Raw genomic sequence first — 24,415 nt, forward strand, 5'->3', positions numbered from 1 at the left:
ACCACATTACCAATCCAACAAACACTGAGACTCCAGCATGGCCTTCAACAGCATCGAAGAAATCATCGAAGATTACCGCCTCGGCAAAATGGTCCTGCTGGTCGACGATGAAGACCGGGAAAACGAAGGCGACCTGTTGCTGGCCGCCGACTGCTGCACGCCCGAAGCGATCAGCTTCATGGCCCGAGAAGCCCGGGGCCTGATCTGTCTGACCTTGACCGACGAGCACTGCAAACGCCTGGGCCTGGAGCAGATGGTGCCAAGCAATGGCAGCGTGTTCAGCACCGCATTCACCGTGTCCATCGAAGCCGCTGTCGGCGTCACCACCGGCATTTCAGCGGCGGATCGGGCACGCACCGTGGCCGCTGCCGTCGCCGCCAACGCCGGCCCTGCCGACATCGTGCAACCGGGCCATATCTTCCCGTTGCGCGCCCGCGAAGGCGGCGTGCTGACCCGTGCCGGCCATACCGAAGCCGGATGCGACCTGGCACGCCTGGCCGGCCATACCCCGGCCTCGGTGATCGTCGAAGTGATGAACGATGACGGCACCATGGCCCGCCGCCCGGACCTGGAAGTGTTCGCGCGCAAGCACGGGATCAAGATCGGCACCATCGCCGACCTGATCCACTATCGCCTGAGCACCGAACACACCATCGTGCGCATCGGTGAACGTGACCTGCCGACCGTGCACGGCACCTTTCGTCTGATCACCTTTGAGGACCGCATCGAAGGCGGTGTCCACATGGCCATGGTCATGGGTGATCTGCGCCGCGACGAACCGACACTGGTGCGCGTGCATGTGATCGACCCGCTGCGTGACCTGGTCGGTGCCGAGTACAGCGGACCGACCAACTGGACGTTGTGGGCAGCCTTGCAGCGCGTCGCCGCCGAAGGCCACGGCGTGGTGGTGGTGCTGGCCAATCACGAATCTTCCCAGGCGTTGCTCGAACGGGTGCCGCAATTGACCCAGCCGCCCCGGCAGTTCAGCCGGTCGCAATCGCGGATCTATTCGGAAGTGGGCACCGGTGCGCAGATCCTGCAGAACCTGGGCGTCGGCAAATTGCGCCACCTCGGCCCGCCACTGAAGTATGCGGGCTTGACCGGGTATGACCTGGAAGTGGTGGAGAGCATTGCGTTTACCGAGTGATTCCGAGCCCTGCCTAAGACCTGTGGCGAGGGGGCTTGCCCCCGTTGGGGCGCGAAGCGCCCCCCAGCGTCATTAAGACAGACCCAGTCACTCGATTGTGCGACTGCTTCGCAGCCGAACGGGGTGGTGCGGCATTCCGGCAAGCCCCCTCGCCACAGGTCTGCATTCGATTACAGGAAAAAATCCACCTTTGGCTGATAGCCGGTACGGCAAAGTGCTTGCACAAAGTTTGGAATACCATAATATGATATTCCATAGACCGAACAGTCAGTACTGACTCGACGGGCCTACTGCTCCCGATAGGCGGGCACTCCAAAGCCCCGCTCATAAACACAACAATGAGGGCGTGAAAATGGTGTTGAACAAACGTGCGACCGCGGTTCTTTTTGCGGGACTGCTGAGTGTGACCAGCCAGGCATTGCTAGCGGCTGAAAGCGTCAACTTCGTGAGTTGGGGCGGCAGCACCCAGGATGCGCAGAAGCAGGCCTGGGCCGACCCGTTCAGCAAGGCCAGCGGCATCACCGTGGTGCAGGATGGCCCGACCGACTACGGCAAGCTCAAGGCCATGGTCGAGAGCGGCAACGTGCAGTGGGACGTGGTCGACGTCGAAGCCGACTTCGCCCTGCGCGCCGCCGCCGAAGGCTTGCTCGAACCCCTCGATTTCAAAGTCATTGAACGCGACAAGATCGACCCGCGTTTCGTCAGCGACCACGGTGTCGGTTCGTTCTTCTTCTCCTTCGTCCTCGGCTACAACGAAGGCAAGCTTGGCGCCAACAAGCCTCAGGACTGGTCCGCGCTGTTCGACACCAAGACCTATCCCGGCAAACGCGCCCTCTACAAATGGCCAAGCCCTGGCGTGCTGGAACTGGCGCTGCTGGCCGACGGTGTAGCGGCGGACAAGCTCTACCCGCTGGACCTGGACCGTGCGTTCAAAAAACTCGACACCATCAAGAAAGACATCGTCTGGTGGGGCGGCGGCGCGCAGTCGCAGCAGCTGCTGGCCTCCGGTGAAGCGAGCATGGGCCAGTTCTGGAACGGCCGGATCCACGCCCTGCAAGAAGACGGCGCCCCGGTCGGCGTAAGCTGGAAGCAGAACCTGGTCATGGCCGACATCCTGGTCATTCCCAAGGGTTCGAAAAACAAGGACGCTGCGATGAAGTTCCTGGCCAACGCCAGCAGTGCCAAGGGTCAGGCGGACTTCTCCAACCTGACCGCCTACGCCCCGGTCAACGTCGACAGCGTGGCGCGCCTGGACTCGGCGCTGGCCCCTAACCTGCCGACCGCTTACGCAAAGGATCAGATCACTCTTGATTTCGCGTACTGGGCCAAGAACGGTCCGGCCATCGCGACACGGTGGAACGAATGGCTGGTCAAATGAAAATGACGGCAACCGCGTCTCGTCCATCCACTGCCACCGGGAGCGCCACTGGCGCTGCCGGTTCGGCGCCCGCCAAGGCAGCTGTGATGACGCAATCTGCTTCCTTGGCCCAGCGCTGGCGTGGCGCGAGCAACCTGGTGCCCGCCCTGCTGTTCCTCGGCCTGTTCTTTCTCGCGCCGTTGATTGGCCTGCTCTTGCGCGGCGTGCTGGAACCGGTGCCGGGCCTTGGCAACTACGAGCAACTGTTCGCCAACTCGGCCTATGCCCGGGTGCTGCTCAACACCTTCTCGGTGGCCGGCCTGGTGACGTTGTTCAGCCTGTTGCTGGGCTTCCCGCTGGCCTGGGCGATCACCCTGGTGCCGCGTGGCTGGGGTCGCTGGATCCTCAACATCGTGCTGCTGTCGATGTGGACCAGCCTGCTCGCCCGCACTTATTCCTGGTTGGTGCTGTTACAGGCCTCCGGGGTGATCAACAAGGCGTTGATGGCGATGGGCATCATCGATCAACCGCTGGAGATGGTGCACAACCTCACCGGCGTGGTTATCGGCATGAGCTACATCATGATCCCGTTCATCGTGCTGCCGTTGCAGGCGACCATGCAGGCCATCGACCCGATGATCCTGCAGGCCGGTTCGATCTGCGGCGCCAGCCCCTGGACCAACTTCTTCCGGGTGTTCCTGCCGCTGTGCCGGCCGGGGCTGTTCTCCGGTGGTTTGATGGTGTTCGTGATGTCCCTCGGTTACTACGTGACCCCGGCGCTGCTGGGCGGTGCGCAGAACATGATGCTGCCCGAGTTCATCATTCAGCAGGTGCAGTCGTTCCTCAACTGGGGCCTGGCCAGCGCCGGCGCCGCGTTGCTGATCGTGATCACGCTGGTGTTGTTCTACTTCTACCTGAAGCTCCAGCCGGAATCCCCGGTTGGCGCCAGCAACGCGAGGTAAGCCGTCATGCTCCTGACCCCCAATGCCATGAGCCGGCGCATGCGCTTCGGCCTGTATGCCACCACCGGGCTGATCGGTCTGTTCCTGCTGCTGCCGATCGTGTTCATCGTGCTGCTGTCGTTCGGCTCGTCGCAATGGCTGGTGTTCCCGCCACCGGGCTGGACGCTGAAATGGTACGGCCAGTTCTTCTCCAATGCCGACTGGATGAACGCGGCCATGGCCAGCCTGAAAGTCGCGGTACTGACCACGTTCTTCGCCGTCGCCTTGGGCTTGCCCACCGCGTTTGCCTTGGTGCGCGGCCGTTTTCCCGGCCGGGAAATGCTCTACGGTCTGTTCACCCTGCCGATGATCGTGCCGCTGGTGATCATCGCCGTGGCGGTGTACGCGCTGTTCCTGAAACTGGGTTACACCGGGACCATGTTCGCGTTCGTGGTCAGCCACGTCATCGTCGCGCTGCCGTTCACCATCATCTCGATCATCAACTCGCTGAAGCTGTTCGACCAGTCGATCGAGGATGCGGCGGTGATCTGCGGCGCCTCGCGCCTGCAAGCGGTGTTCAAGGTGACCTTCCCGGCGATCCGTCCGGGCATGGTGGCCGGCGCCCTCTTCGCCTTCCTCGTCTCGTGGGATGAAGTGGTGCTGAGCGTGATGATGGCCAGCCCGACCCTGCAAACCCTTCCCGTGAAAATGTGGACCACCCTGCGCCAGGACCTGACGCCCGTGATCGCCGTCGCCTCGACGCTGCTGATCGGCCTCTCGGTATTGGTCATGGTGATCGCCGCCGCTCTGCGCCGGCGCAACGAAATCAGCGCTTGAGCGCCAGGAGTACGACATGAGTGCAGTGATCAAAGATTCCGCGCAGCAAAATGACAAACCCCTGGTCAGCCTGCGTAACCTGAACAAGCACTACGGCGACTTTGCCGCCGTGGACAACATCTCGCTGGACATCAAGGACGGCGAATTCCTCACCTTCCTCGGCTCCAGCGGCTCGGGCAAAAGCACCACGCTGTCGATGCTGGCCGGCTTCGAAACCCCGAGCAGCGGCGAGATCCTGGTCAACGGCCAGTCGCTGGTGAACGTGCCGCCGCACAAGCGTGATATCGGCATGGTGTTCCAGCGCTACTCGTTGTTCCCGCACCTGTCGGTACGCGACAACATCGCCTTCCCGCTGGCCATCCGCAAACTGGCCACCGCCGAGCGCGAGCGCCGGGTCGATGCGATGCTCAAACTGGTGCAACTCGAGCAGTTCGCCCATCGCCGCCCTTCGCAACTCTCCGGTGGTCAGCAGCAACGAGTCGCCATTGCACGGGCGCTGGTCTATGAGCCACGCATCCTGCTGATGGACGAACCCCTCGGTGCACTGGACAAGAAACTGCGTGAAGACTTGCAGGATGAACTGCGTCAGCTGCATCGGCGCCTGGGCATCACCATCGTCTACGTGACCCACGATCAGGAAGAAGCCATGCGCCTGTCCCAGCGCATCGCGATTTTCAGCCACGGCAAGATCGTCGGCCTGGGCAGCGGCTATGACCTGTACCAGAACCCGCCGAACGCCTTTGTCGCCTCGTTCCTCGGCAACTCGAACTTCCTCAAGCTCAAGGCCCAGGGTAATGCGGTGGCGACCTTCGAGGGGCAACCGCTGTCGATCCGCCTCACCGCCGGCCTGCAAACCGATCAGGACGTGCTGCTGATGGTGCGTCCGGAAAAAGCCCTGGCCCTGAGCAATGAACAAGCCCTTGCCGAACCGCTGGCCGCCGGCTGGAACGAAGTCTCGGCCAAGGTCGTGGAAGTACTGTTTCTCGGCGAAAGCCAGACCTGCAGCGTGGTCACCGCCGGTGGCACCTCGATGACGGTCAAGGCGCTGTCCGCCGCCGGCATGCCACTCAAGGCCGGCGACCCGGTGCGAGTGCGCTGGGCCACGGCGGATGCCTGCGTGTACACCGAGTGGGCCGAAAGCGACCTGAACAAGGCTGCCGGCGCTCACTGATCCATTGGCCTGCGCGCGCGGGCCACTATAATGAGTCACCCTCGGGCCATCACAACGTCGGGTTGTGGTGGCCTTTTTTCTGTCGCCTGTAAGATAAATTGGACAACGGATTCCTAAAATCCCGGTTTAATGCTAAATAGTGCTCAGTATTTTTAACACCCGACCCTGTCGTGCCACACAGTGCAACGAGAATAACGATATGAAAGTCCATTTCGAGAAAAGTGAAGTGTTTGGGACCCTCCACCTGCAAGCGGCGGTGGCAGCATGATCGAAGTTACCGAAGTTTCCATTGCCGAGCTGCGCGCTGCGCTCGAATCCGGCCAGACCACCTCGGTTGAACTGGTCCAGGCTTATCTCGCGCGGATCGACGCCTATGACGGCCCCGAAACCCCTACCGCGCTGAACGCGGTCGTGGTTCGCAACCCCGAGGCGCTCGCCGAAGCGCAGGCGTCCGACGCCCGTCGCGCCAAGGGCCAGACCCTGGGAGCGCTGGACGGTATCCCTTACACGGCCAAGGACAGCTATCTGGTCAAGGGCCTCACCGCCGCTTCCGGCAGCCCGGCCTTCAAGGACCTGGTCGCCTATCGCGATGCGTTCACCATCGAACGTCTGCGTGCTGCCGGGGCCATCTGCCTGGGCAAGACCAACATGCCGCCGATGGCCAACGGCGGGATGCAGCGCGGCGTCTACGGCCGCGCCGAGAGCCCGTACAACGCTGACTACCTCACCGCCCCTTTCGCCTCCGGCTCATCGAACGGCGCGGGTACTGCCACTGCCGCAAGCTTCGCGGCTTTCGGCCTGGCGGAAGAAACCTGGTCGAGCGGTCGTGGCCCGGCCTCGAACAATGGTTTGTGCGCCTATACGCCTTCGCGCGGGGTGATCTCGGTGCGCGGCAACTGGCCGTTGACCCCGACCATGGACGTGGTCGTGCCGTTCGCCCGGACCATGGCCGACCTGCTCGAAGTGCTCGACGTGGTAGTGGCCGATGACCCGGACACCCGCGGCGACCTGTGGCGCCTGCAACCCTGGGTGCCGATCCCGAGCTCGTCCTTGGTGCGCCCCAAATCCTACGCGGCGCTGGCCGCCAACAGCGAAGCGCTCAAAGGCAAGAAGTTCGGCATCCCGCGCATGTACATCAATGCCGACCCTGAAGCCGGCACCTCAGAAGCACCGGGCATCGGTGGCCCGACCGGCCAACGCATCAACACCCGTCCTTCGGTGATCGGGCTCTGGGAGCAGGCGCGCAAGGCCCTCGAAGCCGCGGGCGCCGAAGTGCTCGATGTGGACTTCCCGCTAGTCTCCAATTGCGAAGGCGATCGTCCTGGCGCGCCGACCGTGTTCAATCGCGGCATCGTCTCCAAGGAATTTTTACACCATGAACTGTGGGACCTGACCGCCTGGGCCTTCGATGATTTCCTGCAAGCGAACGGCGATCCCAAACTGAATCGCCTCGTCGATGTCGACGGCCCGCAGATCTTCCCTCACGACCCGGGCACCCTGCCCAACCGCGAGGGCGACCTGGTCGCCGGCATGGACGAATACGTGCGCATGGCCGAGCGTGGCATCACCCCGTGGGACCAGATCAGCACGATGCCGGACGGCCTGCGCGGACTGGAAAAGACCCGCAAGATCGATCTGGAAGACTGGATGGATCGCCTGGGCCTCGACGCGGTGCTGTTCCCGACGGTCGCCGATGTGGGCCCGGCGAATGCCGATGTCGATCCGCAATCGGCGGATATTGCCTGGAGCAACGGTGTGTGGGTCGCCAACGGCAACCTCGCCATCCGTCATCTGGGCGTGCCAACGGTCACCGTGCCGATGGGCGTGATGCCGGACATCGGCATGCCGGTCGGCCTGACGTTTGCCGGGCGCGCCTATGACGACTCGTCGCTGCTGCACCTGGCGTCGGCGTTCGAGTCGACCGGAAACAAACGCATGATCCCGCCGCGTACCCCGCCATTGGTCGCTGACAAGCGCTGACCCGTAAAACCGTGGCGGCTCACTCGAGCCGCCATCTTTTGGCGAATGCTCAAGGATCAACCTGAGCCATCAGTTCGGGAATCGATTCCGGCCGCTTGGCATAACGCTGCGCCAGCACCGCACAGACCATCAGTTGAATCTGGTGGAACAGCATCAGCGGCAAGATCAGCAAGCCAATGGTGCTACCGGCAAACAGCACCTGCGCCATCGGCACACCGGTCGCCAGGCTTTTCTTCGAACCGCAGAAGAGAATGGTGATGCGGTCTTCCTGATTGAAGCCGAATGCCTTGCCGAGCACGGTCGCGGCCACCAACACTAGCGCCAGAACGATGCAGCAGACCAGCACCAGCCCGACCAGATCCAGCAATGGAATCTGCTGCCACAGGCCTTCGATTACTGCCTCGCTGAACGCACCGTAGACCACCAGCAAAATCGAACCCTGATCGACGAACTTCAACCAGCCCTTGTTGCGCGCCACCCAGTTGCCGATCCAGCGCCGCGCGATTTGCCCGGCAATGAACGGCAGCAGCAACTGCACGCTGATCTTGAGGATGGCGTCCAGGGTCGAGGCGCCTTCGCCGTGGACATTCAGCAGCAGGGTCACCAGTAACGGCGTGAGGAAAATCCCGAACAGGCTGGATGCCGCCGCGCTGCAAATCGCCGCCGGGATGTTGCCCCGTGCCAGCGAAGTAAAGGCAATCGCCGACTGCACTGTGGCGGGCAGCGCGCACAGGTAGAGCATGCCCATGTACAGGTCATTGCCGATCAGCGGCGACAGCAGCGGCTTGAGCGCCAGGCCGAGCAGCGGAAACAGTACGAAGGTCAGGCTGAACACCAGCAAATGCAGGCGCCAGTGCCCGGCGCCAGCAATGATCGACTCGCGGGACAGCTTGGCGCCATGCAGGAAAAACAGCAGCGCGATGGCGATGTTGGTCAGCCAGCCAAAACCGACCGCGACCTGACCGCTGGCGGGCAGCAGGCTGGCGAGCGTCACGACGCCGATCAGGGTCAGGGTGAAGTTGTCGGTTAACAAACGGGGGCGAGTCATGGGGTTGATCATCCGGGGGTTGCCAGTACGTGAAAGCGACTCTAACGTGACCGGGAGTTACCGACTAACGCCGATGAGCCAGCTGATGCCGCCTAAAGGACATGACAAGAGTGTTCGACGCAGTATTCCCGGGCTGTCCAGCCTGCCACGACCGCTCTATGGCCGTACCGAATCGCTGCCCAATCGCGCCCTGACCCGGCGTCACAGCCATCCGTGGGTGCAGCTTTCCTATGCAATTCAGGGCGTGCTCGAAATACAGACCGGCGCCGGGCGATTCGTCGCCCCGCCGGAGCGTGCGGTGTGGATTCCGGCGGGCATGCCGCACCGGGTATTCAGCTCGCCGCGCACGGAAATGCGCAGCCTGTACATCGATTGCAGCGTTTCGACATGGGCGCCACCGGGTTGTCATGTGTTGGGGGTCAGCGATTTGTTGCGCGAGTTGATCCGTGCCTTCAGTCAGATTCCGGTGGAATACGATCAGAACGGTCCGCATGGCCGGTTGGCCCAGGTGATTCTGGATCAGTTGGCGCAAGCATCGCAGATCGATTTGATGCTGCCCCTGCCCCAGGACAGCCGATTGCGGCAAATCGCACAGAGCCTGGAGTCGCATCCGGAGCAACAAACCACACTCAGTCACTGGAGCGACCAATTCGGCGTCACAGAGAAAACCCTCAGTCGCCTGTTCCTGCGCGACACCGGCCTGACGTTTCGCGCCTGGCGCCAGCGTTTGCGCCTGCTCGGCGCCCTGACGCCACTGGAACAGGGCGAGCGAGTGACCGACGTCGCATTGGCCTGCGGCTACGACTCGACATCAGCGTTTATCGCAGCCTTCCGCCAGCAGTTTGGCGAAACACCGGGGGAATTCTTTCGATAAATTCGACACAGGACGACCTGTAGGAGCGAGCTTGCTCGCGATGGACTTAAGAGCGCCGCGTTTAGCCAGTAAACACGCGTTATCGTTAACGACCATCGCGAGCAGGCTCGCTCCCACAGAGATTTCACATAAATATCCCGGTGTTACTGATCGGACTTGATACTGGTCCAGACCCGGGTGCGCACCCGTTCAAGCTTTTGCGGCAATGGCTGCACGACGTACAGCGTCTTCAATGCCTCGCTGGTCGGTGTCAGGTTCGGGTTGCCGGTGATGTCCTTGTTGATCAGCGCCAGCGAGTCCTTGTTGGCATTCGGGTAGCCGAGGAAGTCGCTGATCGGCGCGATGACTTTCGGGTCCAGCAGGTTGTTGAGGAATTCGTGGGCCTCGGCAACGTTCTTCGCGCTTTTCGGGATGGCGAAGGTGTCGAACCAGATGGGAGCGCCTTCTTTCGGCAGGCGCCAGTCGACGACCACGCCGTTGCCCGCTTCTTTGGCGCGATTGCCGAATTGATAGAAGCTGCCGGAGTAACCGATGGCCACGCAGATATCGCCGTTGGCGATGTCGGTCATGTACTTGGCAGAGTTGAAGTAGGTGACGTAGGGGCGAACCTTGAGCATCAGCGCCTTGGCTTTTTCGTAGTCATCCGGGTTCTGGCTGTTCGGGTCCAGCCCAAGGTAATGCAGGGCCAGTGGCAGGATCTCCGATGGCGAGTCAAGCATGGCGACGCCACAGGCCTTGAGCTTCTCCATGTTCTCGGGCTTGAACACCAGGTCCCAACTGTCCACCGGCGCATTCTCGCCCAGCGCCGCCTTGACCTTGGCCGGGTTGAAGCCGATCAGCACGGTGCCGTACATGTAGGGCACGCCGTACTGGTTGCCCGGGTCGTTCTTGTCCAGCAGCTTGAGCAACGCCGGGTCCTGGTGCGACCAGTTCGGCAGTTTGGACTTGTCGAGTTTCTGGAACACGCCCGCCTTAATCTGGGTTTCGATGAACTGGTTCGACGGCACCACCAGGTCGTAGCCCGAGTTGCCGGTCAGCAACTTGGCTTCCAGGGACTCGTTGGTGTCGAAGGTGTCCCAGGTCACCTTGATCCCGGTGTCCTTGGCGAAATCCTTGGGCACGGACGGCAGGATGTAGTCCGCCCAGTTGTACACCCGCAATTCGCGCTGTTCGGCGTGCACCGCGCTGGCCAGCAGCGACAGTCCGCAAACGGTGGCGCCCAGTATGCGTTTCATTGAGTCCATGGATCGTTTCCCCAAGTGTGGCGTGAGTTGGATGGTTTTTATGTTCTGTACACGGCAGCGGCCTTGAAAATAGCCAAGGGCAAGGAAGTGAAGCATCTGGTTGTGATTTCAGCCTGGGTGGCCGATTCAGCCACCCGCGTCTGATTCTTGCTGACGGCGCCGCCGGTTCACAGCGTGAGGCAGGCCAAAAGGAGATCGAAATGGCCAAAATAAATGTCCGCTTTGATCAGCGGCGCGAGGCCTTTCACCGAAGGTTAGTCCAAACAGCCGATGCCCGGGCAGTCTCCTTGTTGCTTATTGCGCATCACACCAATAACAAGATCGCGAGGCTTCGATGCGTGCTCCACTCCTGCTTGCCCTGCCCCTGCTCGGCCTGCTCAGTGCCTGTTCCGAACCCTATGACCCACAACCGCTGGCCAGCACCGGCAATGCCACTGCATTGATCGGCAGCGCCGCTGTCCCCCGACCGCTGAGTGGCGCCATACCCGCCAACCCCTTCATGGCCAGCAACGGCAGCAGCTACATGCATGCCGACGGTTACAGTTCCGACACGCACCCCGGCCCCGGTCCACTGGGCGGCGACATGCAAGTGAGCAGCCGTGACGGCAGTCGCAAGCCCGGCGGCATGTGCCCGATTCATACCTTCGATCAGCAGGGCCGCCTGGTGGTGCTGTGCGCCAACCTGATGCAGTTCGAACTGCAACTGCTCGAACCGCGCACCCTCAAGCTGTTGGCCCGCTACCCGCTGCCGCCGCGTCCGTCGACCTTCCACGCGCTGATTACCCTGGACCCGGACAAGATCATGGCCGACACCTCCGGCGCCTATTTCTATGTCGACGAACAGAATCGCGTGGTCATCGCCGATGCCGAGCAGCACATCCAGCGCGTGGTGCATCGTCAGGATGAATCCGGTGCGTGGTCGTTCGAGGAAGTCGACAGCTGGGACCTGAGCGACAAGGTTCCCCACGATTGCGTGCGCCCGACCTCCTGGTTTCCCAAGGGTGAGTGCGACCCCATCACCGGGGTCATGCCCGATCACCAGGGCTTGATCTGGTGGATCACCCGACGCGGGCGCATCGGCACCCTGAACCCCGACACCGGCAAGGTCCAGGGCATTCAACTGGCCAACGAAGAAATCCAGAACGGCATGTCGGTGGCGGCCGATGGTGTCTATCTGGTGTCCGATCACGCCATGTACCGCTTCGCCGCCGATGCCGAGGGCAAGCCCGTGCAAGGCTGGCGCGAAGTCTACGACCGTGGCACCGGGCGCAAGGTCGGGGCGATCAATCAGGGCAGCGGCACGACCCCGACCCTGCTCGGCGAGCACTACGTCACCATCACCGACAACAGCGACGGGCGCATCAACCTGCTGGTCTACCGTCGCGAGCAGGATTACGCCGGCAATCGCCTGATCTGCAAGCTGCCGGTGTTCGACAACAATGCCTCGGCCACCGACAACTCGGCCATCGGCTGGGGGCGCTCGATCATCCTCGAGAACAATGCCGGCTACACCAGCGCCTTCGCGCAAAAGGACTGGCAGGCCGTGCACGGCGGCATCAGCCGCATCGACATCCGCGCCGATGAGTCGGGCTGTGATCGGGTCTGGGAATCGAAGGAACGTTCGCCTTCGGTGGTCCCCAAACTCTCGGTGAGCAACGGCCTGCTGTACTTCTACACCTTCGAGCCGCAGCCCGACGGCGAGAACGCCTGGTACCTGATGGCGCTGGATTTCGACAGCGGCCAGACCCGGTTCAAGGCGCTGAGCGGAGTCGGCCAGGCGTTCGACAACAACTGGTCGCCGATCACCCTGGCGCCGGATGGCACGGCCTATGTCGGGACTTTTGGTGGCTTGGTTGCGCTTTGGGACAAGGAGCAACCACGCGTGAGCGCAAGCAGCGGCCAACCTTGATTTGTGGGAGCGGGCTTGCTCCGGGCGGCGATCCGACGATGAGGCCGGTACCTTCACGCAGGTCAATGTCAGGCTATCGATATCGCTCGAGGTGAGGGTCTACTGAATGGCTTGTGAAACTCTTAAAACATTTCGAGGCGCTATTATCAAACACCGTGAAAGTAGTTTTCGTGGAAGGATAAGGCTTGTCGCGCAGGGGTATGGACGATCACTGTTTTTGCATATCGGTGCGGCGGATTTTCATCATACTGACATCATCGGCAGCGTTCGCTGGCTGCCTGTTTGTCCCGACAAGAGCGACACCCCATGAACGATCAAATAGAGCTGTTCGGCGCGAACACCGGCAACACGCTACGGGCCGCCATTGCACTTGAAGAGGCCGGTATTGCCTACACGGCACGCAGGCTCGACCTGTACGCACAGGAGCATCGTGGGCCAGACTTCCTGGCGCTTAACCCGGCCGGGAAAGTCCCGACCCTGATCGATCACGGTACGACACCGGCGCTGGTCATCAACCAGTCAAATGCAATCATCCAGTACGCCGATGCCAAGGCGCCGGGACGGCTGGCTCCGGCGCAGCCGGGACCTGAGCGAATCCGGGTGATTGACCGCTATTTCTTTTTCGTCACCGATGTCATCGCCCCCAGCCATGCCGCGTTTTTTCTGCACCAGGCGGGGCAGGACAAGGCAGCGGCGATCATCGATCTGCGGGTGATCGAGCAACTGACCTACGCAGAAAGTTTTTTGACTGGCGAATTCATGGCCGGAGCGCAGTTCACCATGGCCGACATTTCAGCGTTCACCATCGCCACCGCGTTCCGTGACCGGCTGGACTGGAAGCAACTTCCACAGCTATCGCGCTGGTTCGACTCGATCGAAGCCAGGCCGGCGGTACAACGCGGCCTGAATGCGTTCAAGCATTCCTGAGCGGTCAGCGAAAGCAAAGTGCCCGGCGAAGTGCCGGGCATTTTCAGACGCACACGAATCGTTTTTTTGTCAGTCGGTGTAGCCGAACTTCACCGAACGGCTTTCCTGCGCCTGGCTCCGCGTAGCGAGGCAGTAATACAACGGACACGTCACCACCAGCCCCACCAGCCACGACAGGTCCGCGCCGTCTACCAGATTGGCGTACGGTCCGACGTACAGTGAAGTATTGGCGAACGGCAGCTGCACGACGATGCCGATGAAGTAAGCGATGATCGCGTGCAGGTTGAAGCGGCCGTAGATACCGCCGTCAGCGCGGAAGATCGAAGCGATGTCATAGCGGCGACGCTTGATCAGGTAAAAGTCGATCAGGTTGATCGACGCCCATGGCACCAGCACCAGCAGCAACGCCAGAATCAACCCGATGAACTGCGAAATGAAGTTCGCCGAGGCACCCAGCGCCACCACGCAGCAACCCGCCAGCACGATGCTCGACAACACCACGCGCACCTTGATGCTCGGCGTCCACTGGCTGGCGAAGGTCTGGATCGAGGTGATGATCGACAGCACCGCGCCATACAGATTCAAGGCGTTGTGGCTGATGATGTTGAGCAGGAACAACACCATCAGTATCGGCCCCAGCCAACCGGTGGACTGCTTGACCGCCGCCATCGCCTCGGTGCCTTCCGGGGTCGCCAGTACGGCCACGGCGCCGAAGGTGAACGACAGGATCGTGCCCAGGGTCGCCCCCAGGTAAGTGGCGAAGAACGGCCGGGTGATGCCGATATCCGCCGGCAGGTAGCGCGAGTAGTCCGACACGTATGGCGAGAAGCTGATTTGCCAGATGATGCCCAGCGACACCGTGGCCAGCCAGCCGGACAGGTTGAATCCGCCGCGGGTGAAGAAGTCCGCCGGCAGATCATGGGCGAAGATATAGAGGAAACCGGCGAGCAAGGCACTACCCATCACCCAGGTGCCGATGCGATTCAGGGTATGGATGAAGCGATAACCGATCACGCCGATGGCCGTGGCGCTGAGGGCACCGATGAGAATGCTCGCCGGCACCGGGACCGACGGTGCAATGCCGACAATCGATTTACCCGCCAGCACGATGTTGGAAATGAAGAAACCGATGTAGATCAGCGCTGCGAAGAACACGATCAGCAGCGCGCCATAGCGGCCGAACTGACCACGGCTCTGCACCATCTGCGGAATGCCCATGCACGGCCCCTGGGCCGACGCCAGCGCAATCACCACGCCGCCGACCATGTGCCCGAGGGCAATCGCCAGCAAACCCCAGAACAGGTTGAGGTGGAACACCTGGACCACCATGGCGCCGGTGACGATGGGCAGTGGCGCGATGTTGGTGCTGAACCACAGGGTGAAAAGATCGCGGGCCTTCCCGTGGCGCTCTGCGAGTGGAACGTAGTCGACCGTATGGTTCTCGATCAACGGATCTTGCCGGGACATCTGGGACATGTGCATGAACTCGAGTTTGTCTGTTCTTATCTTTGTATGAAGCCAAACCGGGGGGACTCTCTGGCCGCCCTCAGATGCCGGCCATATTATGGTATTCCAAACTTTAAACAAGACTGATCCGGTCTTTGAACAAGCAACTGAGCCGCTATCCTGCCAGCCCTTGCTAGCTGAAAGCCCAGTAAACATTGAGTTTCCGACGAAAGCCGTACGTTTATCGGTTCACCTAAAAAGACCTTGCAATCGATGTATTACGGTATACCATCAGACCTACAAACACATAAAAAACGCGTCACATCACCCGAGGACCGTCCAATGATCGATGCCGCCATCTACAAACAAGTCATGGGCTCGTTCCCGTCCGGAGTGACCGTGATCACCACCCTGGATGACGACGGGCAAATCGTCGGCCTGACCGCCAGCGCCTTCAGCTCGCTGTCGATGGACCCGGCCCTGGTGCTGTTCTGCCCCGACTACAGCTCCGATTCCTACCCGGTCCTGATCAAGAACAAACGTTTTGCCATCCACGTGCTGTCCGGCGGACAACAAAGCGAAGCCTATGCCTTCGCGCGCAAGGGCAAGGACAAGGCCCAGGGAATCGAGTGGACGCTCAGCGAGTTGGGCAACCCGATTCTGGCCAATGCCACGGCGGTCATCGAATGTGAGCTGTGGCGAGAATATGAAGGCGGTGACCACGCCATCATGGTCGGCGCGGTGAAAAACCTGATCGTGCCCCGGCAGAGCAGCGGGCCACTGGTGTATTGCCACGGCAAGATGGGCGCCCTGCCCGTTCTAGCCTGATTTGACATTTCGGCTGCGGTTATCAAGTATTATGGTATACCAACAATCATCAATGCCCTGCGCCGACGGGCCAATAACAATAGATCCGAGGTAAGCGTCATGAAGTTTTCCCTGTTCGTACACATGGAACGTTGGGACGAAAGCGTCAGCCACCGCCAGTTGTTCGAAGACCTGACCGAACTGACGCTGATGGCCGAGGCCGGTGGTTTCAGCACCGTGTGGATCGGCGAACACCACTCCATGGAGTACACCATCTCGCCAAGCCCGATGCCGCTGCTGGCTTATCTGGCGGGCAAGACCACCACCATCCACTTGGGCGCTGGCACCATCATCGCGCCGTTCTGGCATCCGCTGCGGGTGGCCGGTGAATGCGCGTTGCTCGACGTGATCAGCAACGGGCGCATGGAAGTCGGCCTGGCCCGTGGCGCCTACCAGATCGAGTTCGACCGCATGGCCGGCGGCATGCCGGCATCCTCCGGTGGCCAGGCGTTGCGGGAAATGGTCCCGGTGGTGCGGGCACTGTGGAACGGCGACTACGCCCATGACGGCGACATCTGGAAATTCCCGACCTCCACCAGCGTGCCCAAGCCGATCCAGCAGCCGAACCCGCCGATGTGGATCGCCGCCCGCGACCCCGACTCGCACAACTTCGCCGTGGCCAACGGCTGCAACGTGATGGTCACGCCGCTGATGAAAGGCGACGAGGAAGTCCTCGACCTGAAGAACAAATTCCAGGCCGCGCTGGACAACAACCCGGGCGTGCCGCGCCCGCAACTGATGGTGCTGCGTCACACCCACGTGCACACCGCCGACGATCCGCAGGGCTGGGAAGTCGGGGCCAAGGCGATCTCGAAGTTCTACCGCACCTTCGATGCCTGGTTCGGCAACAAGACCACTCCGGTTAACGGTTTCCTCGCACCGAGCCCGGAAGAGAAATTCGCCGGTCGCCCTGAATTCGAACTGGAAAGCCTGCACAAGACCGCCATGATCGGCACCCCGGAAGAAATCATTCCGCGCATCAAGTACTACCAGGAACTGGGGGTCGACGAATTCAGCTTCTGGTGCGATAACAGCCTGCCCCACGCTGAGAAGAAAAAATCCCTGGAGTTGTTCATCAAGCACGTGGTGCCAGCGTTCCGCTGATTGCGTCACCCTGCTCCCGGATGCGAGGCCAGGGCTCAACACACCTCAACTGTGGGAGCGAGCTTGCTCGCGATGAGGTCGGCACATTCAACATTGATGTTGCCTGACATGCAGCCATCGCGAGCAAGCTCGCTCCCACAGGGGATTGAGGATTCTCGCAATGCCGGCGTCACCACAAAAACTGTGGGAGCGAGCTTGCTCGCGATTGCAGTCTGACAGTCGAAATTGATGTGCCTGGCACACCGCGTTCGCGAGCAAGCTCGCTCCTACAGGGGTCGATTCCAATGATGACTGGTCGTCTCCCATCACTCGCCCTTCCCTCCGGCGCCGCTCGGGCTTACCTGCGCGGTGAATGGACTGCTTCGCACCTGCATTTCAAGCGCCTGCGCGCCAGCGTTTCGGCCAAGCAGAACGGTTTCTGGCAAATAGTTCACTGAGCCCACCCGAACAGCCAATCACGCACCCCGCGTCCCGCCATTGCATGGCGCGTACGGTGCATCGTGTTTCGCCTTTGATCAGGTTTGCCCAATGAACAATAACAACGCGCTGTTGATCATCGACATGCAACAGGAGGACGGCTTCGTCCTGGAAAACCTCGACAGAGTGGCTACCAATACCGCCACCCTGCTCGATACCGCCCGCCATCAGCGGATGCCTGTCATCTATACCCGCCACATCAATCTGGCCGACGGCAGTGACCTGCCCCACGGCGAACCCCTGGCCGCCGACGGTGGCCCCTGCAGTTACCGCGCCGGCACCCGCCAAGTGGAAATCATCGAGTCGCTGACGCCGCAACCCGGTGAATTGATCATCGACAAGGGCCGTTACAGTGCCTTTCACCGCACCGACCTCGATGCCCGACTCAAGGCAATGAAGGTCGACACACTGATCGTCTGCGGCGTGCTGACCGACGTCTGCGTACTCACCAGCGTGTTCGATGCCTTCGCCCTGGGTTATCGCGTGCGCCTGGTCAGCGATGCCTGCACCACGACCACCGAGGCCGGGCATTACTCGGCCCTGCTGATCATGGCCAACTGGGTCTACGCGCTGGAAATCCTCACCACGAACGAATGCCTGCGCGCCCTGGAACACCGCGACTACCTGAGCCTGATCCCCGAGCGTCCGGACCTGTTTGCCCACCAGCCCCATGAGTTGCAAAGCACCATCGCCCGTCTGCAATCCCGTCTCGTCCGGACTCAGGAGTGATCGCCATGCAAGTCGAAAAAAGAAGCATCGATTTCATCCCCGAGACCGAACGCCACGGCAAGCCGGGTTCGCTGTTCTATATCTGGTTCGGCGCCAACATGAACATCACCACCATCGCCTCCGGCGTGTTGCCGGTGGTGATGGGGCTCAACCTGTTCTGGAGTGCGCTGGCGATCATCATCGGCTCGTTGCTGGGGGCGATTTTCATGGCCTCCCACTCGGCCCAGGGACCGAAGCTGGGCATTCCGCAAATGATCCAGAGCCGGGCGCAATTCGGCGTGTTGGGGGCGGTGTTGCCGCTGCTGTTCGTGATGCTGATCTACCTGGGCTTCTTCGTCAGCAACACCTTGCTCGCGGCCCAGGCGCTGGAGTCGGTCAGCCCGCTGCCGATGTCCGGCAATATCTACCTGATTGGCGCGTTGTGCTTCGTCGTCGCGCTCTATGGCTATCGGTTGATTCACCGCTTGCAGAAGCTGCTGTCGATTCTGTCGCTGGTGGTGTTCGTGGCGGCCACGGTGCTCGCCTTGCAGTTGCCGATCCCGGCCGAACAATGGCTGCCAACCGGCTTCTCGCTGTCGAAGTTCCTGGTGGCGGTGAGCATTGCCGTGACCTGGCAACTGTCCTACGCGCCTTATGTCGCTGACTATTCGCGCTACCTGCCGAGCAACACGCCGACCGCCCAGGTGTTCTGGTACAGCTACGCCGGCACGGTCAGCGGTGGCGCATGGATGATGATTCTCGGGGCAATCCTGAGCGTCGGCATCGGCGACTTCTCCAGCAACGTCGGCGGGCATGTCGCCGGTCTGTTCGGCGCTGGCGCGGTGCTGCTGTTCGCCTACATCGTCTACGGCCAGGTGTCGATCAACGTGTTCAACCTGTACGGCGCGTTCATGTCGACCATCACCGTGATCGAACCTTTCGCCCGACTCAAGGTGACCCCGCGAGTACGCTGCGTGTTCATGCTGCTGATCAGCCTGGTGGCCACGGCCCTGTGTACCATCAGTCAGGACGACTTCATCAGCTTCTTCCTCAACTTCATCTTCTTCATGAGCTACTTCCTGATCCCGTGGACGGCGATCAATCTGGTGGACTACTACTGCCTGCGCAAAGGCCAATACCGGATTGACGATATCTTCGACCTGAACGGGATCTACGGGCGGGTCAACTGGATCGCCTGCGGCAGTTTCCTGCTGGCGATTGCCCTGGAAATTCCGTTCATGAACACCACGCTGTACGTCGGCCCGGTGGCCACGGCGCTGGACGGTGTGGATCTGGCGTGGATCGTCGGGTTGTTGGTGCCGGCGTTGAGTTATTACTGGCTGATGAAGCTCGGCAAGCGAGCGCCGATGATGGAGTCAGCGGCCGACTAAATTTCAGGCAAAAAAAATCCCAGGCAGCTGATGGACGCCTGGGATTTAAAAATGCATAAACCGTGGTGGTGAACGCGGCGCGGATATTACGGAATATTTCAGCCTGTAACAAGATATTTTTTATTCACTATCCAGATACTAATCCTTCTAACCCCTTCAATATCCACATGTTTTCTAGGGGCGACTAGAGGAACCAGCGATACTCCCTCGCGCTGATGTCATGCAGAAATGCCAGATGATCCTGACGCTTGTTTTCGCAATAGACGTCCACAAACTCCGCCCCCAAGCCTTCGCGCAGCGATGCATGATTTTGCATGGACTGCACCGCTTCGAGCATTTCCAGCGGAAAATCGATGCCACTGCCGCGGTCTTCGTTGAGCGGTGCAATCGGCTCGCGCTCCCCTTCCAGGCCCTGTTCCAACCCCACCAGAATCGCCGCCAACGCCAGATAGGGGTTGGCGTCGGCGCCCGCCAGGCGATGTTCAATGCGCAGGTTCTTGATGTCCGACTCTGGAATACGCAAGCAGGCATCGCGATCCTCGAAGCCCCAACTGGCGCGGGACGCAACGTTCACGGTGCCGCTCAAGCGGCGCATGGCGTTGTGGTTCGGGGCAAAGATCGGCATACAGTGCGGCAACACATCCAGGCAACCGGCCACCGCATGGCGTAGCGCCCGCTGGCCGTTCGCCGCCAGCAGGTTGTTGCCGGCCTGGTCATACAGGCTGACATGTACGTGCATGCCGCTGCCGGGGTGCTGCAAGTAGGGTTTGGCCATGAAGCTGGCGCGCAAGTTGTGCTTGAGCGCCACACCCCGGGTGCTGCGGCAGAACAGAGCGGCCCAGTCGGCGGCGCGCAGGCCGTCATCGCAATGGCCGAAGTTGATTTCGAACTGGCCCGGGCCGAGCTCGGCGGTGATCACCGTGGCATCGACGCCTTGTTCCCGTGCCGTCTCGACCATTTCATCAAGTACCGGGGCGAAGCGCGACAAGCGTTCGATGTGCATGTTCGGCTGATCGTCGGCATCGCCGGTCAACTCATCACGGGGGAACTGCGGCAGACCATCCTTCAAGCGGCTGTCGAACAGGTAAAACTCCAGCTCGAAGGCCACCACCGGGAAAATGCCTTTACGCTTGAGTCGGTCCAGCACCTGCGCCAGCACTTCACGGGGTTCGAATTCGATGGGTTTTTCCGTGCCGTCGGAGGTGATCAGCATCTGGCCCAAGGGCTGCTTTTCCCAGCTCACCAGCTTCAAGGTGCCGGGTACCAAACGGCGCAGCGCATCCGGGTCACCATCGTTGAAGCAGTAATCACCGATCTTGAACAGCCCGCCCTGGGTGCCGAGCAGCACGCAGTTCTGCGGCAGCTTCAGTGCACTGCCGGCAGCGACTTTTTCCAGCATCTCGATCGGGTAGCGCTTGCCGTAGAAATGCCCCGGAATGTCCAGGGAGATCAGGTCGACGTAACGCACTTCGGGGTTGCAGTGGCGGAAGTTGCGAACCTCGGCCAGCAGTTCAGAGCACACAGCATCCATCGTTTTGTTCCTTGTTGTTATCAGGTGTAAACCCAAAGCACACGGGTCAGTTGGTCGGACAGGTTGCCGTAGCGGCAGTGCGCATGGCTGGCCAGTTGAAAGCTGTCACCGGGATGCAGGGTCACCGGTTCGTTGTCGTCGAGCCACAGGGTCAACTGCCCTTCCAGGACGTAACCGCCCTGCTCCGAGCTGTCCTTCATGTGTCGGTCACCGCTGCTGGCGCCGGGTTCGAGCTGGCTTTCGAGCATCGAAAAGGACGCGCGCATCTTTGGCGAGACGAGGATGTCGGTGATGCCGTCGGCGTAGTACAGCGTGCGGCGCTCGTCCGGGCGGGTGACCCAGGACAAGGCCATGGGTTTGGGCAGGCTGTAGAAATAGGTGGTCGGCACGCCGAGGGTTTCGCTGATGGCAGTCAAGTCCGCCACCGTCGGGCGCGACAGACCGCGCTCGACCTGGGACAGAAAACCGACGGAGCGACCGATTTTGTCCGCCAGTTCCTTCAGGGTGTACTTTTTGTGTTTGCGCAGGTCCTGGATCAGGATCGCCAGCGCCGAGATTTCTTCTTGCATGTCCATCTAGAGGCTTCCAGAAAGTGTCGCTTCAAATGCTGTCGCGCAGTCGATACCAGGCCTTGCCGATGGCTTCCAGCGGCGCGGCCAGGTATTTGCCGCCGGGAAAACTGCCGTTGTTCAGGCCTTGGTACAGGGACAACTCGTCGGGCTGACCGAGTACCGCGTCGGACACCGCCCGCGCCGCGGCGAGTGTCGGCAGCACGCCATGCCCGGAATACCCCTGCATCCAGTACAGATCGCCTCGCCGCCCGATATCCGGTGTGCGTTTGAGGGTCAGGTCGATGTGTCCGCCCCAGGCAAACTCCAGCTCCACGCCGGTGAGTTGCGGGAACACGCGCTCGAGGAACGGCCGGGTCGCGGCGGCGATGTCCTTGGGCATTCCGCCCAGGTAAGTGCAACCGCCGCCGAACAGCAGGCGGTTATCCGGGGTGCGGCGGAAATAATCGAGCACGAACTGGTTGTCGGTCACGCACACGTTGCTTGGCAGCAGCGCGGTGGCCTGGTCCCGGGTGAGCGGCGCGGTCGCGACCTGATAGGTCCCGACCGGCAACACACAACTGGCCAGTTGCGGGTCGAGCCGATCAAGATAAGCGTTGCACGCCAGCACTAGCACATCGGCGCGAATACGACCGCGCTCGGTGGTCACCACAAACCCGTCACCCTCCTCGCCATAGCTCAGCGCCTTGCTTTGCTCGTGGATGCGCCCACCGGCCCGCTCAATCGCATCCGCAAGGCCGAGGGCCAGTTTCAGCGGATTCAAATGCCCGCCCTCGGGATCGAACAGGCCGGCCTGATAACGTTCGCTGGCCACCCACTGCGGCAAATCGCTGCGCTCGATAAATTGCAGTGTGTCGTGGCCCCACTTGTGGCTGGCCTCATGTTGCCATTCGGTCAGCAGGCCTACCCGACGGGGCATCACCGAGGTCCAGAGATGACCGGCGCGGTAGTCGCAATCGAACTCATGGCGGCCGGGCAAATCACGCAGCTCGCGCGCGGCCCAGCGCATGCCGTCCCACAAGCGCCGCGCCCGTTCGTAACCCAGCGCCGCTTCCAGCGGTGGCATGTCACACGACCAGCCGAGAATCGCCTGGCCGCCGTTACGCCCGGACGCGGCCCAGGCCACCCGGCTGGCTTCGAGCAAAGTCACGCGCTTGCCGGCCAGCGCCAGGCGCAAAGCCGTGTGCAATCCACTGAAACCGGCCCCGATGATCAGCACTTCAGTGTCTTGCTCACCTTCCAGTGCGGCTCGATTGACCAGACGATCGGCGCAGGTGTGGGCGTAATAGCTGGCGACGTGTTGGGCGGACTGCTGAAACATGCAAGCCTCATGAAATTTTCTATTTGTAATTTCATGAAAAAATACACGGTAAATTTCACACAGGCAAATGGCACGCAAAAAAATCCCGCCCAAGAGGACTTGGGCGGGAGGTTTATTCAGCGCGCGTCAGCGAACGTATCAGGCAATCGGGATCAACGGATCCGCCGCGGCCCACGCGGTGTCGCGGTTCGCCGCTGGCGGGTAGATCCATTGGGTGTTGATCTGGGTTTTCAGCGACTTGGCCTCCTCCTTGACCAGCTTGACCTGACGATCCCAGCCCTCGGTGTACACCGCGCCCCAGGCGCCCAGATCGAGGCAGGTGACCGATTTTCCTCCTCTCGCGTTTACAAGCAGTCGCGCACGATTTTGCGCAGGTCGCCGGACTTGGCCCAAGGTGGCCCCTGATACAGCGAAACCCGGCTGCCGTCCTTGTACTTCACGATATCCACCACTTCGTCGGCCGTGATTACGCTGGGCGCGGTGATACGAAATCCGTTGGATATCGAAACCTGGGTGGTATTCGATACTTCCTTTTGCCAGGCAGGCAACACGCACGCCGCATACTCTTTTGGCGTCTTCTCGCTGTGCTTGCTGACATTCGGCTCGCCCGGAACCAGTGACGCCGGCAACGAACACCCGCCCAGCAATGCCAACACGACTCCCCCCATCAACATCCGCATGCTGCTTCCTTTAATTTGAAATAAGAAAATGTAGCTCGCCGTCGTCCCTACAACCATCCCCAACGATTCAGCGACTTTCATTGATATCACTTTGCCCGGTTAGTTCCTTGCGTTCAGATAATGTAAGACAGCGTACTCTCATGTTCGCATTTATTTTCCCGACCAAAGGAAACCCCGCTGATTCAGACGAATACAACATCCGGTGCGGTAAACGGGTCTAAAATTCCGGAGTGAGGAGTTCAGGAGGTCATCATGTGGCTTAACGAATCGGAACAGGAACTTCGGCGTGACCTGCAAGGGCTTGCGTCGGATTTGCGCTGGTCGGCCGTGGAGCTTTTGCGCATAGAGCAGCAATTGCGCCTGCTCGGCAACGAAGCCGACGCACAAGCCGTTCAGAAACTCTGTGCCTTGTTTCAGGGCGATGAAGAAAAACTGTCCGGCTACGCCGAGGAAGTGAAGGCCAAGGTCATTAGCCGCAACAAGGTTCAATAGCGGGAGCGCTGCCATGAACAGGCCTCTATTTGCGCTGGTCGTCGCACTGACCGCGTTGGCAGGCTGCAGCACCAACTCGATCTACCAGGACCAGCCGTTGGTCGCGAAAGTCGACACCGGCATGACCCAGGAGCAAGTCCGGCAAATCGGCGGCCAGCCCCTTGCGGTCACCGACCGGACTGTCGAACCCGGCACGTGCTTTGACTACAAGCTGACTCATGCCGACCATCAGCAGTCGTACAACGTCAGTTTCGATGGTCGCGGCATGGTCGACCACAAGAGTTTCATGACCTGCGCGGAATGGAGCCACACGCAGCTAAAGGCCCGGGAACCCTCCCGCCCCAGCGGAGGCGGCGGCTATTAGCACCGTTCCATAATGAAAAAGCCCCGGAGA

General features: G+C 61.1%; 24 protein-coding genes and 1 pseudogene. 17 read left to right on the plus strand and 8 right to left on the minus strand.

The features are described from left to right. Positions 1-37 precede the first annotated feature (37 nt). The 6 genes from ribBA (at position 38) to AC3IX1_RS16890 (ending at position 7,433) form a co-directional block, all read left to right on the plus strand. Positions 38-1,147 carry a bifunctional 3,4-dihydroxy-2-butanone-4-phosphate synthase/GTP cyclohydrolase II gene (gene ribBA, locus AC3IX1_RS16865; RefSeq protein WP_489385049.1) on the plus strand — a complete coding sequence of 370 codons (1,110 nt, stop codon included), beginning with the start codon at positions 38-40 and terminating at the stop codon, positions 1,145-1,147. 352 nt (positions 1,148-1,499) lie between these two features. Further along, complete coding sequence (locus AC3IX1_RS16870; RefSeq protein WP_095967714.1) at positions 1,500-2,525, plus strand: ABC transporter substrate-binding protein; 1,026 nt, start codon at positions 1,500-1,502, stop codon at positions 2,523-2,525. Further along, on the plus strand, positions 2,522-3,466 hold the full coding sequence (locus tag AC3IX1_RS16875) for an ABC transporter permease (RefSeq protein ID WP_489385050.1): 945 nt from the start codon (positions 2,522-2,524) through the stop codon (positions 3,464-3,466). Before AC3IX1_RS16870 ends, AC3IX1_RS16875 begins: the two co-directional genes overlap by 4 nt. Positions 3,467-3,472: 6 nt before the next feature. After that, complete coding sequence (locus AC3IX1_RS16880; protein ID WP_007976227.1) at positions 3,473-4,282, plus strand: ABC transporter permease; 810 nt, start codon at positions 3,473-3,475, stop codon at positions 4,280-4,282. A gap of 16 nt (positions 4,283-4,298) precedes the next feature. Beyond that, positions 4,299-5,453 (plus strand): ABC transporter ATP-binding protein, encoded by a 1,155-nt coding sequence (locus AC3IX1_RS16885; protein WP_414918094.1) that lies wholly within the window; start codon positions 4,299-4,301, stop codon positions 5,451-5,453. A 264-nt stretch (positions 5,454-5,717) separates the two neighbouring features. Next, the gene (locus tag AC3IX1_RS16890; protein ID WP_489385051.1) at positions 5,718-7,433 is read left to right on the plus strand and encodes an amidase; all 1,716 of its coding nucleotides are present in this window, start codon (positions 5,718-5,720) and stop codon (positions 7,431-7,433) included. Positions 7,434-7,482: 49 nt separating this feature from the next. Here AC3IX1_RS16890 and AC3IX1_RS16895 read toward each other — a convergent pair whose 3' ends face one another. Continuing rightward, positions 7,483-8,481 carry a bile acid:sodium symporter family protein gene (locus AC3IX1_RS16895; RefSeq protein ID WP_489385052.1) on the minus strand — a complete coding sequence of 333 codons (999 nt, stop codon included), beginning with the start codon at positions 8,479-8,481 and terminating at the stop codon, positions 7,483-7,485. Between the two features lie 85 nt (positions 8,482-8,566). On the opposite strand from AC3IX1_RS16895, the gene AC3IX1_RS16900 reads away from it, so the two are divergent. Next, the gene (locus AC3IX1_RS16900; RefSeq protein WP_489388753.1) at positions 8,567-9,355 is read left to right on the plus strand and encodes an AraC family transcriptional regulator; all 789 of its coding nucleotides are present in this window, start codon (positions 8,567-8,569) and stop codon (positions 9,353-9,355) included. A gap of 143 nt (positions 9,356-9,498) precedes the next feature. Here AC3IX1_RS16900 and AC3IX1_RS16905 read toward each other — a convergent pair whose 3' ends face one another. Next, entirely contained in the window at positions 9,499-10,599 is a 1,101-nt protein-coding gene (locus AC3IX1_RS16905; protein ID WP_218480556.1) for a polyamine ABC transporter substrate-binding protein, read from the minus strand. Positions 10,600-10,614: 15 nt separating this feature from the next. Between AC3IX1_RS16905 and AC3IX1_RS16910 the strand changes: the two genes are divergently transcribed. The 3 genes from AC3IX1_RS16910 (at position 10,615) to AC3IX1_RS16920 (ending at position 13,435) form a co-directional block, all read left to right on the plus strand. After that, positions 10,615-10,743 (plus strand): hypothetical protein, encoded by a 129-nt coding sequence (locus AC3IX1_RS16910; RefSeq protein WP_489385053.1) that lies wholly within the window; start codon positions 10,615-10,617, stop codon positions 10,741-10,743. A 190-nt stretch (positions 10,744-10,933) separates the two neighbouring features. After that, the gene (locus AC3IX1_RS16915) at positions 10,934-12,508 is read left to right on the plus strand and encodes a PQQ-binding-like beta-propeller repeat protein (RefSeq protein WP_489385054.1); all 1,575 of its coding nucleotides are present in this window, start codon (positions 10,934-10,936) and stop codon (positions 12,506-12,508) included. 306 nt (positions 12,509-12,814) lie between these two features. Continuing rightward, positions 12,815-13,435, plus strand: a complete 621-nt coding sequence (locus AC3IX1_RS16920; RefSeq protein WP_489385055.1) for a glutathione S-transferase family protein — start codon at positions 12,815-12,817, stop codon at positions 13,433-13,435. A gap of 69 nt (positions 13,436-13,504) precedes the next feature. On the opposite strand, the gene AC3IX1_RS16925 is transcribed toward AC3IX1_RS16920, so the two are convergent. Beyond that, the gene (locus tag AC3IX1_RS16925; RefSeq protein ID WP_489385056.1) at positions 13,505-14,911 is read right to left on the minus strand and encodes a purine-cytosine permease family protein; all 1,407 of its coding nucleotides are present in this window, start codon (positions 14,909-14,911) and stop codon (positions 13,505-13,507) included. A 312-nt stretch (positions 14,912-15,223) separates the two neighbouring features. Here AC3IX1_RS16925 and AC3IX1_RS16930 point away from each other — a divergent pair, with 312 nt between their 5' ends. From AC3IX1_RS16930 to AC3IX1_RS16950, 5 genes are all read left to right on the plus strand, one after another. Then, positions 15,224-15,709 carry a flavin reductase family protein gene (locus AC3IX1_RS16930; protein ID WP_489385057.1) on the plus strand — a complete coding sequence of 162 codons (486 nt, stop codon included), beginning with the start codon at positions 15,224-15,226 and terminating at the stop codon, positions 15,707-15,709. 99 nt (positions 15,710-15,808) lie between these two features. After that, a complete protein-coding gene (locus tag AC3IX1_RS16935) occupies positions 15,809-16,852 on the plus strand; it encodes an LLM class flavin-dependent oxidoreductase (RefSeq protein WP_007982502.1) in 1,044 nt (347 codons plus the stop codon). Between the two features lie 284 nt (positions 16,853-17,136). Further along, complete coding sequence (locus AC3IX1_RS16940; RefSeq protein ID WP_008021288.1) at positions 17,137-17,289, plus strand: hypothetical protein; 153 nt, start codon at positions 17,137-17,139, stop codon at positions 17,287-17,289. Between the two features lie 91 nt (positions 17,290-17,380). Further along, a complete protein-coding gene (locus AC3IX1_RS16945; RefSeq protein WP_489385058.1) occupies positions 17,381-18,058 on the plus strand; it encodes a cysteine hydrolase family protein in 678 nt (225 codons plus the stop codon). Positions 18,059-18,063: 5 nt separating this feature from the next. After that, positions 18,064-19,428, plus strand: a complete 1,365-nt coding sequence (locus AC3IX1_RS16950) for a purine-cytosine permease family protein (RefSeq protein ID WP_489385059.1) — start codon at positions 18,064-18,066, stop codon at positions 19,426-19,428. 184 nt (positions 19,429-19,612) lie between these two features. Here the strand turns inward: AC3IX1_RS16950 and AC3IX1_RS16955 are convergent, their stop codons facing one another. The 5 genes and pseudogenes from AC3IX1_RS16955 to AC3IX1_RS16975 all read right to left on the minus strand — a co-directional run bounded on the left by AC3IX1_RS16955 (position 19,613) and on the right by AC3IX1_RS16975 (position 23,529). Then, on the minus strand, positions 19,613-20,959 hold the full coding sequence (locus AC3IX1_RS16955; protein ID WP_489385060.1) for a glutamine synthetase family protein: 1,347 nt from the start codon (positions 20,957-20,959) through the stop codon (positions 19,613-19,615). Positions 20,960-20,979: 20 nt separating this feature from the next. Further along, on the minus strand, positions 20,980-21,534 hold the full coding sequence (locus tag AC3IX1_RS16960) for a helix-turn-helix domain-containing protein (protein WP_007976194.1): 555 nt from the start codon (positions 21,532-21,534) through the stop codon (positions 20,980-20,982). A 25-nt stretch (positions 21,535-21,559) separates the two neighbouring features. Then, the gene (locus tag AC3IX1_RS16965) at positions 21,560-22,849 is read right to left on the minus strand and encodes an NAD(P)/FAD-dependent oxidoreductase (RefSeq protein ID WP_489385061.1); all 1,290 of its coding nucleotides are present in this window, start codon (positions 22,847-22,849) and stop codon (positions 21,560-21,562) included. A 138-nt stretch (positions 22,850-22,987) separates the two neighbouring features. Then, positions 22,988-23,179 (minus strand): annotated as a pseudogene (locus AC3IX1_RS16970) (NAD(P)/FAD-dependent oxidoreductase); the annotation flags it as partial. 14 nt (positions 23,180-23,193) lie between these two features. Continuing rightward, complete coding sequence (locus AC3IX1_RS16975) at positions 23,194-23,529, minus strand: hypothetical protein (protein ID WP_150754713.1); 336 nt, start codon at positions 23,527-23,529, stop codon at positions 23,194-23,196. Positions 23,530-23,781: 252 nt separating this feature from the next. Here AC3IX1_RS16975 and AC3IX1_RS16980 point away from each other — a divergent pair, with 252 nt between their 5' ends. Together AC3IX1_RS16980 and osmE are read left to right on the plus strand one after the other, a co-directional pair. Beyond that, positions 23,782-24,021, plus strand: a complete 240-nt coding sequence (locus AC3IX1_RS16980) for a hypothetical protein (RefSeq protein ID WP_489385062.1) — start codon at positions 23,782-23,784, stop codon at positions 24,019-24,021. A gap of 13 nt (positions 24,022-24,034) precedes the next feature. After that, a complete protein-coding gene (gene osmE / locus AC3IX1_RS16985; protein ID WP_489385063.1) occupies positions 24,035-24,385 on the plus strand; it encodes an osmotically-inducible lipoprotein OsmE in 351 nt (116 codons plus the stop codon). Positions 24,386-24,415: the final 30 nt, after the last annotated feature.

The sequence above is a fragment of the Pseudomonas sp. KH_046_2 genome, from assembly GCF_057838985.1.